Origin of the sequence: Micromonospora sp. NPDC047548 (genome assembly GCF_040642975.1) — a bacterium.
Classification (GTDB): domain Bacteria; phylum Actinomycetota; class Actinomycetes; order Mycobacteriales; family Micromonosporaceae; genus Micromonospora.
On record NZ_JBEYTI010000030.1, the window covers coordinates 1 to 13,109 of the forward strand.

Below are 13,109 nucleotides of genomic sequence, written 5' to 3' on the forward strand. Positions count from 1 at the left end.
CCCGTTCGACGCGCCGTCGGAGTTCACCGCCGAACCCCGCACCACCGCCAGGACCGGATGACCGTTGCGGCGGGCATCCGACAACCGCTCCACCAACAGCAGGCCGGCACCCTCGGAAAAGCCGGTGCCGTCGGCACCCGCGCCGAACGACCGGCACCGCCCGTCCGGGGAGAGCCCGCGCTGCCGGCTGAACTCCAGGATCACCTCCGGGGTGGCCATCACGGTCGCCCCGCCGGCGAGGGCCAGCGAGCACTCGCCAGCGCGCAGCGCGCGGACCGCCCAGTGCAGCGCCACCAGCGACGACGAGCAGGCGGTGTCCACGGTGACCGCCGGGCCCTCCAACCCGAGGGCGTACGCGATCCGGCCGGAGGCGATCGAGCCGGTGGCGGTGCTGCCGGCGTAGTCGTGGTACATCAGCCCGGCGAAGACGCCGGTGTCGCTGCCGCGCAGGGTGGCCGGGTCGATGCCGGCCCGTTCCAGGGTCTCCCAGGCGCACTCCAGCAGCAGCCGCTGCTGCGGGTCCATCGCCACGGCCTCGTTGGGGCTGATGCCGAAGAAGTCCGCGTCGAACTCCCCCGCGTCGGCCAGGAACCCACCCGACCGGGTGTACGTGCGCCCGGCCAGCCCCGGCTCGGGGTGGTACAGGCCGTCGGTGTCCCAGCCCCGGTCGGTGGGGAACCCGGAGATGGCGTCCACCCCGTCGACGACCAGCCGCCACAACTGCTCCGGCGAGCCGACCCCGCCGGGGAAGCGGCAGCCCATCGCGACGATCGCGATCGGCTCGTCGGCGACCGCCGGCGCCACCCCGGCCGGGGTGGCCGGGCGACCCGTGCCGAGCAGCGTCGCGGCGAGGTGGGCGGCGACCGCCGAGACGGTCGGGTGGTCGAAGACCAGGGTGGCGGGCAGCCGCAGCCCGGTCGCCGCGTTGAGCCGGTTGCGCAGTTCCACCGCCGTGAGCGAGTCGAAGCCGAGTTCCTTGAGGGCCCGATCGGCCTCCACCGCATCCGGGGTGGCGTGGCCCAGCACCCCGGCGACCTCGGCGCGGACCAGGTCCAGCAGGGTGCGGCGGCGCTCCTCCTCGGGCAGCCGCAGCAGGCGGTCGGCGAGGGAGGCGGCGCCGGCGCCCCGGTGGGCCTGCCGGCGCGGCACCCGGACGAGGTCGCGCAGCACGGCCGGCAGCGCGCCCGAGGTGGCCTGGGCCCGCAGGCCGGCCGGGTCCAGCCGGAGCAGCACCGGCGCCGTGACGTCCCCGGCCAGCGCGGCGTCGAGCAGGGCCAGGCCGTCGGCGGCGGAGAGGGCGTCGAAGCCCTGCTGGCGCAGCCGGCGCAGCGCCGTCTCGTCGAGGTGCCCGGTCATCCCGGTGCCGCCGGCCCAGAGCCCCCAGCCCAGGGAATGCGCCGGCAGGCCCTGGCTGCGGCGGTGCGCGGCGACAGCGTCCAGGAAGAGGTTCGCGGCGGCGTAGTTGGCCTGCCCGGCCGGGGAGAGCACCCCGGCGGCGGAGGAGAAGAGGCAGAACAGCGCCAGGCCGGCGTCGCGGGTCAGCTCGTGCAGGTGCCAGGCGGCGTCGACCTTCGGCGCCAGCACGGCGTCCATCCGCTCGGGTGTCAGCGACTGCACGAGGCCGTCGTCGAGGACCCCGGCGGCGTGCACCACCCCGGTCAGCGGGTGCGCGGCGGGGACGCCGTCGAGCAGGGCGCGCAGCGCCACCGCGTCGGCGGCGTCGCAGGCGGCGACGGTGACCTGCGCGCCGAGGTCGGTCAGCTCGGCGCGCAGCGCGTCGACGCCGGGCGCGTCCGGGCCGCGGCGGCTGGTCAGCAGCAGGTGCCGCACGCCGTGGGCGGCGGCCAGGTGGCGGGCCACCAGGGCGCCGAGGCCGCCGGTACCGCCGGTGACCAGGACGGTGCCGGCGGGCGCCAGCGCCGGCGGCGCGTCCCGGTCCGCGGGGGCACGCACCAGCCGGGGTACGGCGGCCGCGCCGGTACGCAGCGTCACCTCGGGCTCGCCGAGGCGCAGCACGGCCGGCAGCGCCGCCAGCGAGGCGGGATCGTCGTCGGAGCCGACCAGCAGGAAGCGCCCCGGGTGCTCGGCCGCGGCGGCCCGCAGCACGCCCCGCACCGGCGCGGTGAGCAGGTCGTCGTCGGCGTCGGGAAGCAGCGTCACCAGGGTCGAGCCGGCCAGCCGATCGTCGGCCAGCCACTCCTGGACGACCCGCAGCGTCCGCCGGGCCGCCGCGTGCGCGCCGCCGACCACATCGCCGTCGCCGGCGGTGACGGGCCAGAGCACCACCTCGGGTACGGCGACCGCGGCGTCCAGGTCGACCCGGAGCGCGGCCAGGTCGGGGTGGCTGGTGGCGGGAGCGCCGACCGGCGGGTCCGCGCCGAGCACCGCCCAGCCGTCGAAGGAGCCGACCCCCACCGCCAGGTCGACCGGTCGATGGTCCAGGCGCAGCGGCTCCACGGGCGACGCGCCGGCGGCGGCCAGTTGCTCGGCGGCGACCGGGCGGGCCACCAGCGCGCCGACCGAGATCACCGGTGCACCGGCCGGGTCGACCGCCTCGATCGCGGCCCGGTCCGGCCCGGTATGCCGCAGCCGTACCCGCAGCGCGGTGGCCCCGACGGCGTGCAGGGTGACGTCGGTCCAGGCGAACGGCAGCAGGGTGTCCCCGCCCGCGTCCTCGATCACACCGGCGTGCAGGCAGGCGTCGAGCAGCGCCGGGTGCACCCCGAACCGGTCGGCGTCCGGCTGGGCCGGTTCGGGCAGGGTCACCTCGGCGAAGAGTTCGTCGCCGCGCCGCCAGAGCCCGGTCAGGCCCTGGAACGCCGGGCCGTAGCCGTAGCCCCGCTCGGCCAGCCGGGCGTACCCGTCGCGGGTGTCGACGACGACCGCGTCGCGCGGCGGCCAGTCGGCCGGTCCGGCGGCGGGCGCCGGGGCGGCGGGGCCCAGCAGCCCCTCGGCGTGCCGGGTCCACGGCCCGTCCCCCTCCTCGGGGCGGGAGTGGACGCTGACCGGCCGCGCGCCGCCGGCGTCGGGGGCGCCGACGACCACCTGGAGCGCGACGGCGCCCCGCTCGGGCAGCACCAGCGGCGCGCCGAGGGTCAGCTCCGCCACGCCGGGCAGGTCGACCTGCTCGCCGGCGTGCAGCGCCAGCTCCACCAGGGCGGCGCCGGGGAGCACCGGCCGGCCGTACACCTCGTGGTCGGCGAGCCAGGGCTGCCGGTTCGCGGCGAGCCGGCCGGTGAGCAGCAGGCCGTCGCCGTCGGCGGGCCGGACCAGCCCGGTCAGCAGCGGGTGGCCCGGGGGGCCCTCGCCGGCGCCGGTGGTGCGCCCGGTCGGGTTCTTCCAGTAGCGGCGGCGCTGGAAGGCGTAGGTGGGCAGGTCGACGGTGCGGCCCCCGGCGAGGAAGCCGGCCCAGTCCACCGGCGCGCCGTGCACGTACGCCTCGGCGAGCGAGGTGGCGAAGCGGCGCAGCCCGCCGTCGTCGCGGCGCAGCGACCCGATCGGCACGGCGGTGACGCCGGCCGCCTCGGCGGTCTCCTGCACGGCGGAGGTGAGCACCGGGTGGGCGCTGGACTCCACGAAGACGCGGTGCCCGTCGGCGAGCAGCGCCCGGACGGCCTCGGAGAAGCGGACCGTCTGGCGCAGGTTGCGGTACCAGTAGTCGGCGGTCACCGTGGCGGTGTCCAGCGGCCCGCCGGTGACCGTGGAGTAGAAGGCCACCCCGGCGGTACGCGGGCTGACCGGCCCGAGCGCCTCGATCAGCTTCTCCCGGATGCCCTCGACGTAGTGCGAGTGCGAGGCGTAGTCGACGGCGATCCGGCGGACCTGCACGCCGTCGGCGGTCAGCTCGGCGTGGAACTCGTCGAGGGCGTCGACCTCGCCGCAGACCACCATGGACGACGGTCCGTTGACCACGGCGAGTTGGAGCCGGCCGGCCCACCGCTCCAGCCGCGCCTCGACGGCGTCGCGGGGCAGCAGCACGGACATCATCCCGCCCAGGCCGGCGAGTTCGGCGCCGATGAGCTTGCTGCGCAGGGCGACGACGCGGGCGCCGTCGTCAAGGGTGAGCGCGCCGGCGACGCAGGCGGCGGCGATCTCGCCCTGGGAGTGCCCGACGACCGCGGCGGGCCGCACCCCGTGTTCCTGCCAGAGGTGGGCAAGCGAGACCATGACCGCCCAGAGCATCGGCTGCACCACGTCGACCCGGTCCCAGAGCGGGGAGCCGGGGTCGCGCAGCACGTCCAGCAGCCGCCAGTCGGCGTACGGCTCCAGCGCGGTGGCGCACTCGGTGAGCCGGGCCGCGAAGGCGGGCGCCTCGTCGAGCAGCGCCCGGGCCATCCCCGGCCACTGGGAGCCCTGGCCGGGGAAGACGAACACCGCCCGGGAGTCCGGCAGGACCGCGCCGGTGACCACGCCGGGGGCGTCGCCGTCGTCGGCCAGCGCGCGTACCCCGGTCAGCAGTTCGGCGCGGTCCGCGCCGAGCACCACGGCGCGTTGGCCGAGCCGGGCCCGGGTGGTCAGCAGCGAGTGACCGACGTCCGCCGCCGGCAGGTCGGCGGCGTCCGCCAGGTACGCGGACAGCCGGGCCGCCTGCCCGCGCAGCGCGTCGGCGCCGCGCCCGGAGAGCACCCAGGGCAGCACCTCGCCGTCCCGCGACGGCATCTCCTGGTTCACCGGGTACCACCGCCCCATCCGATTGCGAGGTGAGCCGTGTGCGGGTCGTGCATGGTCAGGCCGGGCTGGCCGTGGACCGGGGCGCCGCGTCGACCTTGACGAGGTCGCCGAACTCGGGGAACTGCGCGATGGCCTGCTCGGCGGTCAGCGCCGGCGTACGGGGGCCGCGCAGCACCGCCCAGAGGAAGGCGGGCGTCATCATCCGGGTCATCGGCGCGCAGAGCGACGCGACGCTGAACACGGTGTTGATGACCATGCGGTTGCCGCAGCCGGTCCGGGCGACCCGGGCGGCCATCTTGTCGGCGAACGCGCCGCCGCGCAGCGGCACGGTGGCCTTCACGTTCGGCAGCCCCTGGTCGGTGTTGACGGCGATCTGCCAGGCGCCCTGGTTGATCTTCGCGATGGCGGCCTGCACGTTGCGGGAGAAACCGGGGCGCAGCCCCCGGGCGTCCAGCTCGGTACGCAGCGTCAGCGCGCACTGCGCGGCGACCGACATGCCGGTGCCGTGCACCGGGTTCAACGCCTGGGCGGCGTCACCGATCACCAGGAAGCCCTCCGGCACGGGCAGCTTCTCGAAGCGCCGCCGCTGGTCGGGGATGCTCCGGTAGGCGCGGATCGGCCCGTCCGGCCGAGCCTGGGCGATCAGGTCCGCGATGATCGGGTGGTGCCGTTCCCGGGCGAACTGCTGGAAGCCCTCCTCGTCGGTGGGGGGCTCGCCGCCCCGGCTGCCGAAGAGGCTGAGGATCCACCGGCCGTTCTCCATCGGCAGCAGCCCGGCGCCCTGGCCGGGCCGGCCGGTGCCCGGCTGCATCTGGATCATGACGCCGGGGAAGTCGTCACGGGTGCCGGGCGGCGCGGTGAACCAGCGGCTGACGTAGACGATGCCGGCGTCCACCACGTCCTCGCGGACCTGGGGCAGGCCCAGGTCGACCAGCCATTTCGGGGCGCTGGTGGCGCGGCCGGTGGCGTCGACCACCAGGTCGGCGTCGAGGGTGCTCTCCGCGCCGCCCTGTTCGATCCGCACGCCGGTGACCCGCCCGGAGTCGCCGATGAGCCCGGTGACCCGGGTGCCCTCCCGCACCGTGACCCGCCGGTCGCGCAGCACCTGCTCCCGGACCACGTGGTCGAGCAGTTCCCGGCTGCACAGCAGCAGGTACGCGTCGGTGTCCAGCCGTTCCATCCAGCCCTCCGGCCCGCGGGCCAGCGCGCCGGAGGGCAGGCCGCGGCGCTTGGCGCCGGCGGCGTACAGCAGGTCGGTGGTGCCGGGGAGCAGCTGGTCGAACGCCTCGACGCCGCCGCGCATGAGGATGTGGCTGTGGTGGCCCTGCGGCAGCCCCCGGCGGGGCTGTGGCTCGGTGGGGAGCTGGTCCCGTTCCACGACGATGACCTCGTCGACGGCGCGGGCCAGCGCGGCGGCGGCGAGCATTCCGGCGAGGCCGCCGCCGAGGACGACGGCCCGGCTCACTGCTCGATCCCGGAGGTGGCGAGGAAGAGCTTCATCCGCCGCTCGGCGAGCTCCGGGTCCGGCAGCGCGCCGAGGGTGTCGGCCAGCCGGTACGCGGCGGCCAGGTGCGGCACGGAGCGGGCCGACTGCTCGCCCCAGACCATCCGGAAGTGGTCGTGGTGCCCGGCCAGCCAGCCGAGGAAGGCCACCCCGGTCTTGAAGAAGAAGATGCTCCGGCCCTCGCCGCTGAACAGGTGCGTGTTCAGCGGCAGCGTCTCGTCCAGCAGTTCGCGGGCCCGGCTGTCGTCGCCGGAGTCCAGCGCCCGGAACGCCTCGGCGGCGATCGGGACGACGGCGTCGATGACCGGGGTGAGCGCGTGGCTGTGCCCGGACCCGTCGCCGACGAACATCTCCGGGTACTCGGTGGTGTCGCTGGTGTAGAACTTGACGCCCTCGGGCAGCCGCTTGCGCCACTCGACCTGCCGGGCCAGCGACGCCGGTCCGATCTTGACGCCGTCGACCTTGTCCAGGTTGTCCCGGACGATGGCGATCAGCGCGTCGTACGCGTCGTCGGGCTCCTCGTAGCCGAAGTACTCCGAATTGCGCGGGTCCCACTCGGAGGTGATCCAGTGCACGATCGCCGGCTGGCTCGACTGGCGCAGCAGGTTGCCGTACACGGTGGCGAAGTCCTCGGGGCCGCGGACGGCGACGTTCAGGTGCGGGCTGCACATGATCACCGGCTGCGCGCCGGCCTCCTCGACCACGGCCAGCTGCTCCTCGTAGGCCGCCTGGACCTCGGCGAGGGTGACCGGGGCGAACGGCTCCAGCTGGTCGGTGAGGACGGCGGCGGCCATCCGGCCGCCAACCGCCCGGGCCTCGGCGCCGCAGCGGCGGATCAGCTCCGCGGCGCCGGGCCAGTCCAGCCCCATGCCGCGGTGCGCCGTGTCCATCCCCTCGCAGAGCGTGAAGCCGTACGACCACAGGTGCCGGCGGAAGGCCAGGGTCGCCTCCCAGTCCAGCGACTGCGGGGGCGGCGACCCACCGGGCGGCCCGAAGGGCTCGTTGTCGGCCAGCGGGTCACCCAGCACGTGCGCGGTGGCCAGCACGGATCGGGTCCGGAACGGGGAGGCGTCGGCGGGCTGCACCACGCGCGGCGCCTGGGTCGGGTGGTAGACGGTCAACGTGCCGTCCGACTCCGGAAGCTTGATCATTTTTTCTGCTCCGAACCGTCGTCTGGATCGAGTCGGCACAATTCAAGCGACTCGCGGGAGTGCGGTTCCATAGCGGCGACCCCCTAATTCCGGGGCAACCCCTGAACGGCTTCCGCCGGCCGACCGCGCCGCTAGGGGGCGGGCTGGACCGGCGGGTTGCCGGAATTGGTCCGATCGACCGAGATGGCGCCGACCGGACAGTTCAGCGCGGCCGTACGGGTCGCCGCACGCAGCGCCGGTTCCGGCGATTCCTCCAGGACGACCACGCGACCGTCGCGGTCGTCCTGGTCGAACACGGCGGATGCGAAGAACACGCAGTTGCCGGAACCGACACAGGTTTCCCGGTCGACCTCGACGCGCATTGTCGGCGACCCGTCACTCACCAGGTGACGGGCAGTTCGTGCAACCCGTAGGCGTGCGCGTCGAACATGTACGACAGTTTGTCGACATCGGCGGCCAGCCGCAGCTCCGGAATGCGGTCGAAAAGCGTACGGAAGACGGTTTCGAGCTGCATCCGGGCCAGGTTCGCGCCGGGGCACATGTGGTTGCCGTAACTGAACGCCAGGTGCCCTTCGGCGTTGCGGTGGATGTCGAACTTCTCTGGTTCCGGGAAACGCTCCGGGTCCCAGTTCGCCGCGCCGTTGAGCGCGAGCACCCCCTCGCCCTGGCGGATCGGGCCGCCGCTGACCTCGACGTCGTGGGTGGCCACCCGCACGGTGGCCGAGTCGAGGATGCTGAGGAAACGCAGCAGCTCCTCGACCGCGCCGGGCCACAGCGAGGGGTCGGCCTTGAGCTCGGCGAGCTGCTCGGGGTGCTCCAGCAGCACCACGGTGCCGAGGGAGACGACATTGGCGGTGGTGTCGGAGCCGGCGATGACCAGCACCCGGGCGATGGCGACCAGGTCCTCGTGTTCGAGGGTGGGCTCGTCGGGCAGCCGGGCCGCGATCCTGCTGAGCAGGTCGTCGCCCGGGTTCTTGGTCTTCTCGGTGATCAGCTCGTCGAGGAACTCGTCCATCTCGGCGATCGCGCCGGCCACCGCCTCCTGGCTGGAGTCACGACCGGTGGTGGTCTCGGCGTAGCGGCGGAAATAACCGATATGAACCGGATCGACGCCGAGCATCTCGCAGAACAGCAGCGCCGGCACCGGCAGCGCCAGCTCGGCCATCAGGTCGAGCGGGCCACCCTTGGCCAGCATCTGGTCGATCTGCGTGTCGACGATCTGCCGCATCCGCGGCCGGAGCTTGTTGATGCGCGCGGCAGTGAATTCGGGGATCACCATTCGCCGACGGACCGTGTGCTCCGGCGGGTCCATCGCCGGGAACGGGAAGGCGATGTACGGCAGCATCTCCTCCGGCACGTGGAACTGCGCCGGGTAGGCGGGGTTACGGGCGTTCGAACTCATCGACGGATCGCCGAGCACCTGGCGCACGTCCCGGTAGCGGGTCAATGCCCAGACAGGTTTACCGGTCATCCGGTTGGTCACCGGGGCGAGCGGATTCTCCTCGCGCATCCGCTCGTATTCCTGCGGTACGGCGAGCGGGCACCGGCGCCGGTCCAGCGGAAAATCCGGGCGCTCGGTACCGGTGGTCACGGCATCGGCTGTTTCGGTCATCGCTGCGACGCCTCTCTCCTGGGGCGGCGGGGATTCGATCAGGTCGATTCAAGCAGCGCGCCGGTACGCCGGACAGGTTCCGCACCCCCTAAGGTCGGCGATGCGCCCCCTATGCCAGCCCCACGGGACGGTACGGAACGGTTACTGTCACGGCACCGACGGTCCGGTTCCCAATCCCGTGCAGACATCGTTCGGGCGGCGGCATACCCTGAACCGCAGCGACGGGCAGCGGCGAGGGCACCTGACCGCGGCCGGGCGTCTCGAGGGAAAGTGGAGTCGATGGGCGGAAGCATTGATCCGGGACTGCCGGGATACATCGGGGACGCCTGGGGTTTGCGGGACCGACCGAACAAGGGCCCCAAGCGGGCGCTGAGCCTTCCGCGCATCGTCGACGCGGCGGTCGCCATCGCCGCGTCGGAGGGCCTCTCGGCGGTGTCGATGAGCCGGGTGGCATCGGATCTGGGCGCCTCGACCATGTCCCTGTACCGCTACCTGTCGGCCAAGGACGAGCTGCTCCAGCTCATGATGGACGCGATCTACCAGACCCCGCCGTCCGGGCCGGACTCGCCCGACGAGGGGTGGCGCGCCGGGCTGGCCCGGTGGACCTGGGAGCAGCACGGCATCCTGCGCAAGCACACCTGGGCGCTGCACATCCCGACCCTCGGCCCGCCGGTCACCCCCAACCAGATCATCTGGCTGGAGCGGGGGCTGGAGTGCCTGGGCGGCACCCCGCTGGGCGAGGGCGAGAAGCTGTCGGTGATCATGCTGCTGAGCGGCTTCTGCCGCAACGACGCCACCGTCTCCGCCGACGTGCAGGCCTCGTTCATGTCCAAGGCCCCCGACGAGCTGGCCGCGATGTCGTCCTACGGTCAGCTGGTCCGCAAGCTCGCCGGGCCGGACCGCTTCCCGGCGTTCACCGCGGTGATCGACGCCGGCGTGCTGGACACCCCGGCCGGGCCGGACGACGAGTTCGTCTTCGGCCTGGAGCGCATCCTCGACGGTGTCGGCGCCCTGATCGAGCAGCGCGTCCCGGGGAGCGGCGCCCACGACGGAGGGGCCTGACCCTCCGCCGCTGCGCTGACCGACGCGCACACCCCCGTCAGGCGCGGGCGTTGCCGGCCGCCACCCCGGCCACCGCGTGCCGGCGGATCAGCGCCACGACCCGGGCGGCGTGCCGGTTGAGGTAGAAGTGCCCGCCGGGGAAGACGTGCAGCTCGAACGGGCCGGTGGTGTGCTCCCGCCAGCTGTCCGCGTCCGGCACGTCGACCTGCGGGTCGGCGTCGCCGGTCAGCGCGTACACCGGGCAGGTCAGCGGCGGACCCGGCTGGTAGCGGTAGGTCTCGGCGGCCTTGTAGTCGGCGCGCAGCGCCGGCAGGATCATCCGGACCAGCTCGGGGTCGGTGAGCATCTGGGCGTCGGTGCCTTCCAGCTTCATCATTTCGCTGATCAGCGCGTCGTCGTCGCCCTCGTGCACCCAGGCCGGGCGGTGCCGCGACGGCGCGCGCCGGCCGGAGGCGAAGAGCGCCGACAGCTCCGTTCCGCGCGCCTGGAGCCGGCGGGCCACCTCGAACGCCACGGTCGCGCCCAGGCTGTGCCCAAACAGCGCCAGCGGCCGGTCGGCCCAGACCGCCACCTCGTCGACGAGCGCGTCGACCAGCCGGGGCACGTCCTCGATGGCCGGCTCGGCGCGCCGGTCCTGCCGGCCCGGGTACTGCACCGCCAGCACGTCGAGGGTGGGGCTCAGCGCCTGCGACACCGGATAGAAGTACGACGCGGAGCCACCGGCGTGGGCGAAGCAGACCAGCCGGGTGGGCGCGTCGGGGGCGGGGTGGAAGCGCCGGATCCAGGCGCCGTTGTCCGTGGGTACGGCCATCTCGTCCATCCTTCGCGTCGGTGCGCCGGCGCGGCCGGCGCGGGAGGAACAGGCCCGGCCGGGGACACGGCAGCCGCCGGGTCCGGTGGTACGGACCGCGGCGGCCGTCGGGTCGGTCGGGTGCCGGGGTGGGTCAGTCGTCGTCCTCGTCGTCGCCGTACAGCGACATCTCCGGGGGGACGGTGAAGTCGGAGACGTCCTTGGTCTGCTGCTTGACCCGGCCGAGGGCCGCCTTGACGGCGATGTCGAGCCGGTCCCGCTTGGCGGCCTCGCGGGCCTCCCGGCGGTCGACGAACTCCGGCATCACCTCGCGGGCGAACAGCTCCAGCGACTCCATGATGTGCTCATGCTTGTTCTTGCCGATCTGCACCGAGAAGATGATCTGGTCGACGCCGACCGCCTCGTACCGGCGGATGATGTCGGCGATCTGCTCCGGGGTGCCGATGCCTCGGCGCAGCTGCCCGACCTGGTCCATCATGGCCTGCGACTCGGCCGACTGGAGGTCCTTCTCGTCCGGCACGATCGCCTCCCGGGTGAAGCCCATGCTCTCCCGGGCGTCCTGGAAGCTCTGCCAGATGTCGGTCACGCCCGGCTGGTGCTCGCCGGTGATGTAGTAGTGCATCAGCGCGTACGAGAAGAAGTACGCCCCCTCCAGCCCGCGGTCGAGGGCGACCTCCTCGTCCTCGTGGCACATGAAGGGCAGCACCATGGCGACGTTGGGGTTGACGGCCTGGCCGATCGGGACGCACTCCTCCGACTCCAGCGTCCGGTAGTAGGCCGCCACCCACTCCTGCGCCTCCTCCGGGTTGACGAAGGAGAAGGCGAGTGCGCCCATGCCCTCGCGGGCCGCCTCCTGGATGCTCTCCCGGCGGGTGCAGGCTCGCCACAGCGGCGGGTGCGGCTTCTGCTTGGGCTTGGGGATGACGTTGCGGACGGGCACGTCGACCCACTTGCCCTTGTGCCCGGTGAACGGGGTTTCGGTCATCATCCGGATGACCACCTCGAGCGCCTCGTGCCACTGGTCGACCTTGTCCGCCAGCTCGATGCCGAAGGCGCCCACCTCCAGCTGTGAGCTGCCCTGGCCGGAGCCGAAGTCGACCCGGCCGCCGGAGATCAGGTCCAGCATGGCCAGCCGCTCGGCGATCCGCGCCGGGTGGTTCACCGCGGGCGGCATGTGGATGATGCCGTGCGCGAGCCGGATGTTCTTGGTCCGGGCCGCGGCGGCGGCGAGGAAGACCTCCGGCGCCGAGGAGTGCGAGTACTCCTCGAAGAAGTGGTGTTCCGTTCCCCAGGCGTAGTCGAAGCCGAGCCGGTCGGCCAGCTCGATCTGCTCCAACGCCTCCTGGAACAGGCGTTCCTCGCTGTCCTCGGCCCACGGCCGCGGGAGTTGGTGGTGATAGGTCAAGCCGAAGCGCATGCGTTCCTCCGCGTGACGAGAAGCTGCCCGGTGGCCATGACGCGCGCGGCCGGCCACGGTAGCGGAGGCCGAGCGGTCGCCGGTACCGAGCGCGGGCCGTCGACCACGGGCACGACCGGCATCGCTGGTGCTCGCCGCGCCGAGGCCCGTCGATGGCTGCCTCGACCCTAGGGCCGCAGGCGCCGGATCCGGCCTGGCGGAGGCGGTAATCAGGGGGCCGGCGGGGGCCGTTCAGGGGTCGGCCGGCGCGGCCTAGGGGGTGCCCGGGACGGCAGGCGCGGGGCGGGCGGCAGGCACCACGGACCCGGGTACGGCGGGGGCCGTCGGCACGGCCGGGGCGGGACGGCGGAAGCCGGCGAGGAAGAACAGCAGCGGGTCCGCCTCGCCGTCGACCACCTCCAGGTCGCGTACCCGGCCCACGGCGATGACGTGGTCCCCACCCGGGTACTCCGCCTCGACGGTGCACTCCACCCAGGCCAGTGAGCCGGGCAGCCGGGGCGAGCCGGTCACCGGCCCGGGTGTCCAGTCCACCCCGGTGAACTTGTCCGTGGCGCGGCTGGCGAAGGTCCGGCACAGCCCCTCCTGCTCGGCGGTCAGGATGTTCACCCCGAACGCGCCCCGGTCACGGATCAGCGGCCAGGAGCGGGAGGTGCGGGACACCGAGAAGGAGACCAGCGGGGGGTCGAGGGAGAGCGAGACGAACGACTGGCAGGTGAAACCGACCGGGCGTACCCCGTCGCCGGCGGCGGTGATGATGGTGACCCCGGTGCAGAAGAGCCCGAGGACGTGCCGGAAGGCGCCGGGGTCGACCCGACCCGCCGTGGTTCCCGTACGCGATGTCATCGCTCTCCCGCCCGTCAGCCCGGCGCCGGTGCCGGGGC

Annotated in this window: 9 protein-coding genes; 1 reads left to right on the forward strand and 8 read right to left on the reverse strand. The window is 73.9% G+C overall.

All coding sequences use genetic code 11. The features are described from left to right. The 5 genes from ABZ807_RS24435 to ABZ807_RS24455 all read right to left on the reverse strand — a co-directional run. Positions 1 to 4,671: type I polyketide synthase (locus ABZ807_RS24435; RefSeq protein WP_357162294.1), on the reverse strand; the 4,671-nt coding region annotated here is incomplete at its 3' end. A 55-nt stretch (positions 4,672 to 4,726) separates the two neighbouring features. Then, positions 4,727 to 6,136: an FAD-dependent monooxygenase gene (locus tag ABZ807_RS24440; RefSeq protein ID WP_357162297.1), complete on the reverse strand. Its 1,410-nt coding sequence runs from the start codon at positions 6,134 to 6,136 to the stop codon at positions 4,727 to 4,729. Next, complete coding sequence (locus ABZ807_RS24445; protein WP_357162300.1) at positions 6,133 to 7,326, reverse strand: DUF993 family protein; 1,194 nt, start codon at positions 7,324 to 7,326, stop codon at positions 6,133 to 6,135. Before ABZ807_RS24445 ends, ABZ807_RS24440 begins: the two co-directional genes overlap by 4 nt. A 131-nt stretch (positions 7,327 to 7,457) precedes the next feature. Then, positions 7,458 to 7,688: a ferredoxin gene (locus ABZ807_RS24450; RefSeq protein WP_357162303.1), complete on the reverse strand. Its 231-nt coding sequence runs from the start codon at positions 7,686 to 7,688 to the stop codon at positions 7,458 to 7,460. 17 nt (positions 7,689 to 7,705) lie between these two features. Next, positions 7,706 to 8,938: a cytochrome P450 gene (locus ABZ807_RS24455; protein ID WP_357162306.1), complete on the reverse strand. Its 1,233-nt coding sequence runs from the start codon at positions 8,936 to 8,938 to the stop codon at positions 7,706 to 7,708. A gap of 279 nt (positions 8,939 to 9,217) precedes the next feature. Here ABZ807_RS24455 and ABZ807_RS24460 point away from each other — a divergent pair, with 279 nt between their 5' ends. Continuing rightward, the gene (locus ABZ807_RS24460) at positions 9,218 to 10,000 is read left to right on the forward strand and encodes a TetR/AcrR family transcriptional regulator (RefSeq protein ID WP_357162308.1); all 783 of its coding nucleotides are present in this window, start codon (positions 9,218 to 9,220) and stop codon (positions 9,998 to 10,000) included. Between the two features lie 37 nt (positions 10,001 to 10,037). Here the strand turns inward: ABZ807_RS24460 and ABZ807_RS24465 are convergent, their stop codons facing one another. From ABZ807_RS24465 to ABZ807_RS24475, 3 genes are all read right to left on the reverse strand, one after another. After that, a complete protein-coding gene (locus ABZ807_RS24465; RefSeq protein ID WP_357162311.1) occupies positions 10,038 to 10,811 on the reverse strand; it encodes an alpha/beta fold hydrolase in 774 nt (257 codons plus the stop codon). A gap of 133 nt (positions 10,812 to 10,944) precedes the next feature. Then, entirely contained in the window at positions 10,945 to 12,228 is a 1,284-nt protein-coding gene (locus tag ABZ807_RS24470; RefSeq protein WP_357162314.1) for an LLM class flavin-dependent oxidoreductase, read from the reverse strand. 252 nt (positions 12,229 to 12,480) lie between these two features. Next, positions 12,481 to 13,071 carry a flavin reductase family protein gene (locus tag ABZ807_RS24475; RefSeq protein ID WP_357162317.1) on the reverse strand — a complete coding sequence of 197 codons (591 nt, stop codon included), beginning with the start codon at positions 13,069 to 13,071 and terminating at the stop codon, positions 12,481 to 12,483. Positions 13,072 to 13,109 lie beyond the last annotated feature (38 nt).

Bases quoted from the DNA above. Each gene is read 5' to 3' on its own strand.
- ABZ807_RS24460 (WP_357162308.1), top strand. From the start codon at position 9,218: ATGGGCGGAAGCATTGATCCGGGACTGCCGGGATACATCGGGGACGCC.
- ABZ807_RS24465 (WP_357162311.1), bottom strand. From the start codon at position 10,811: ATGGCCGTACCCACGGACAACGGCGCCTGGATCCGGCGCTTCCACCCC.
- ABZ807_RS24450 (WP_357162303.1), bottom strand. From the start codon at position 7,688: ATGCGCGTCGAGGTCGACCGGGAAACCTGTGTCGGTTCCGGCAACTGC.
- ABZ807_RS24475 (WP_357162317.1), bottom strand. From the start codon at position 13,071: ATGACATCGCGTACGGGAACCACGGCGGGTCGGGTCGACCCCGGCGCC.
- ABZ807_RS24470 (WP_357162314.1), bottom strand. From the start codon at position 12,228: ATGCGCTTCGGCTTGACCTATCACCACCAACTCCCGCGGCCGTGGGCC.
- ABZ807_RS24455 (WP_357162306.1), bottom strand. From the start codon at position 8,938: ATGACCGAAACAGCCGATGCCGTGACCACCGGTACCGAGCGCCCGGAT.
- ABZ807_RS24445 (WP_357162300.1), bottom strand. From the start codon at position 7,326: ATGATCAAGCTTCCGGAGTCGGACGGCACGTTGACCGTCTACCACCCG.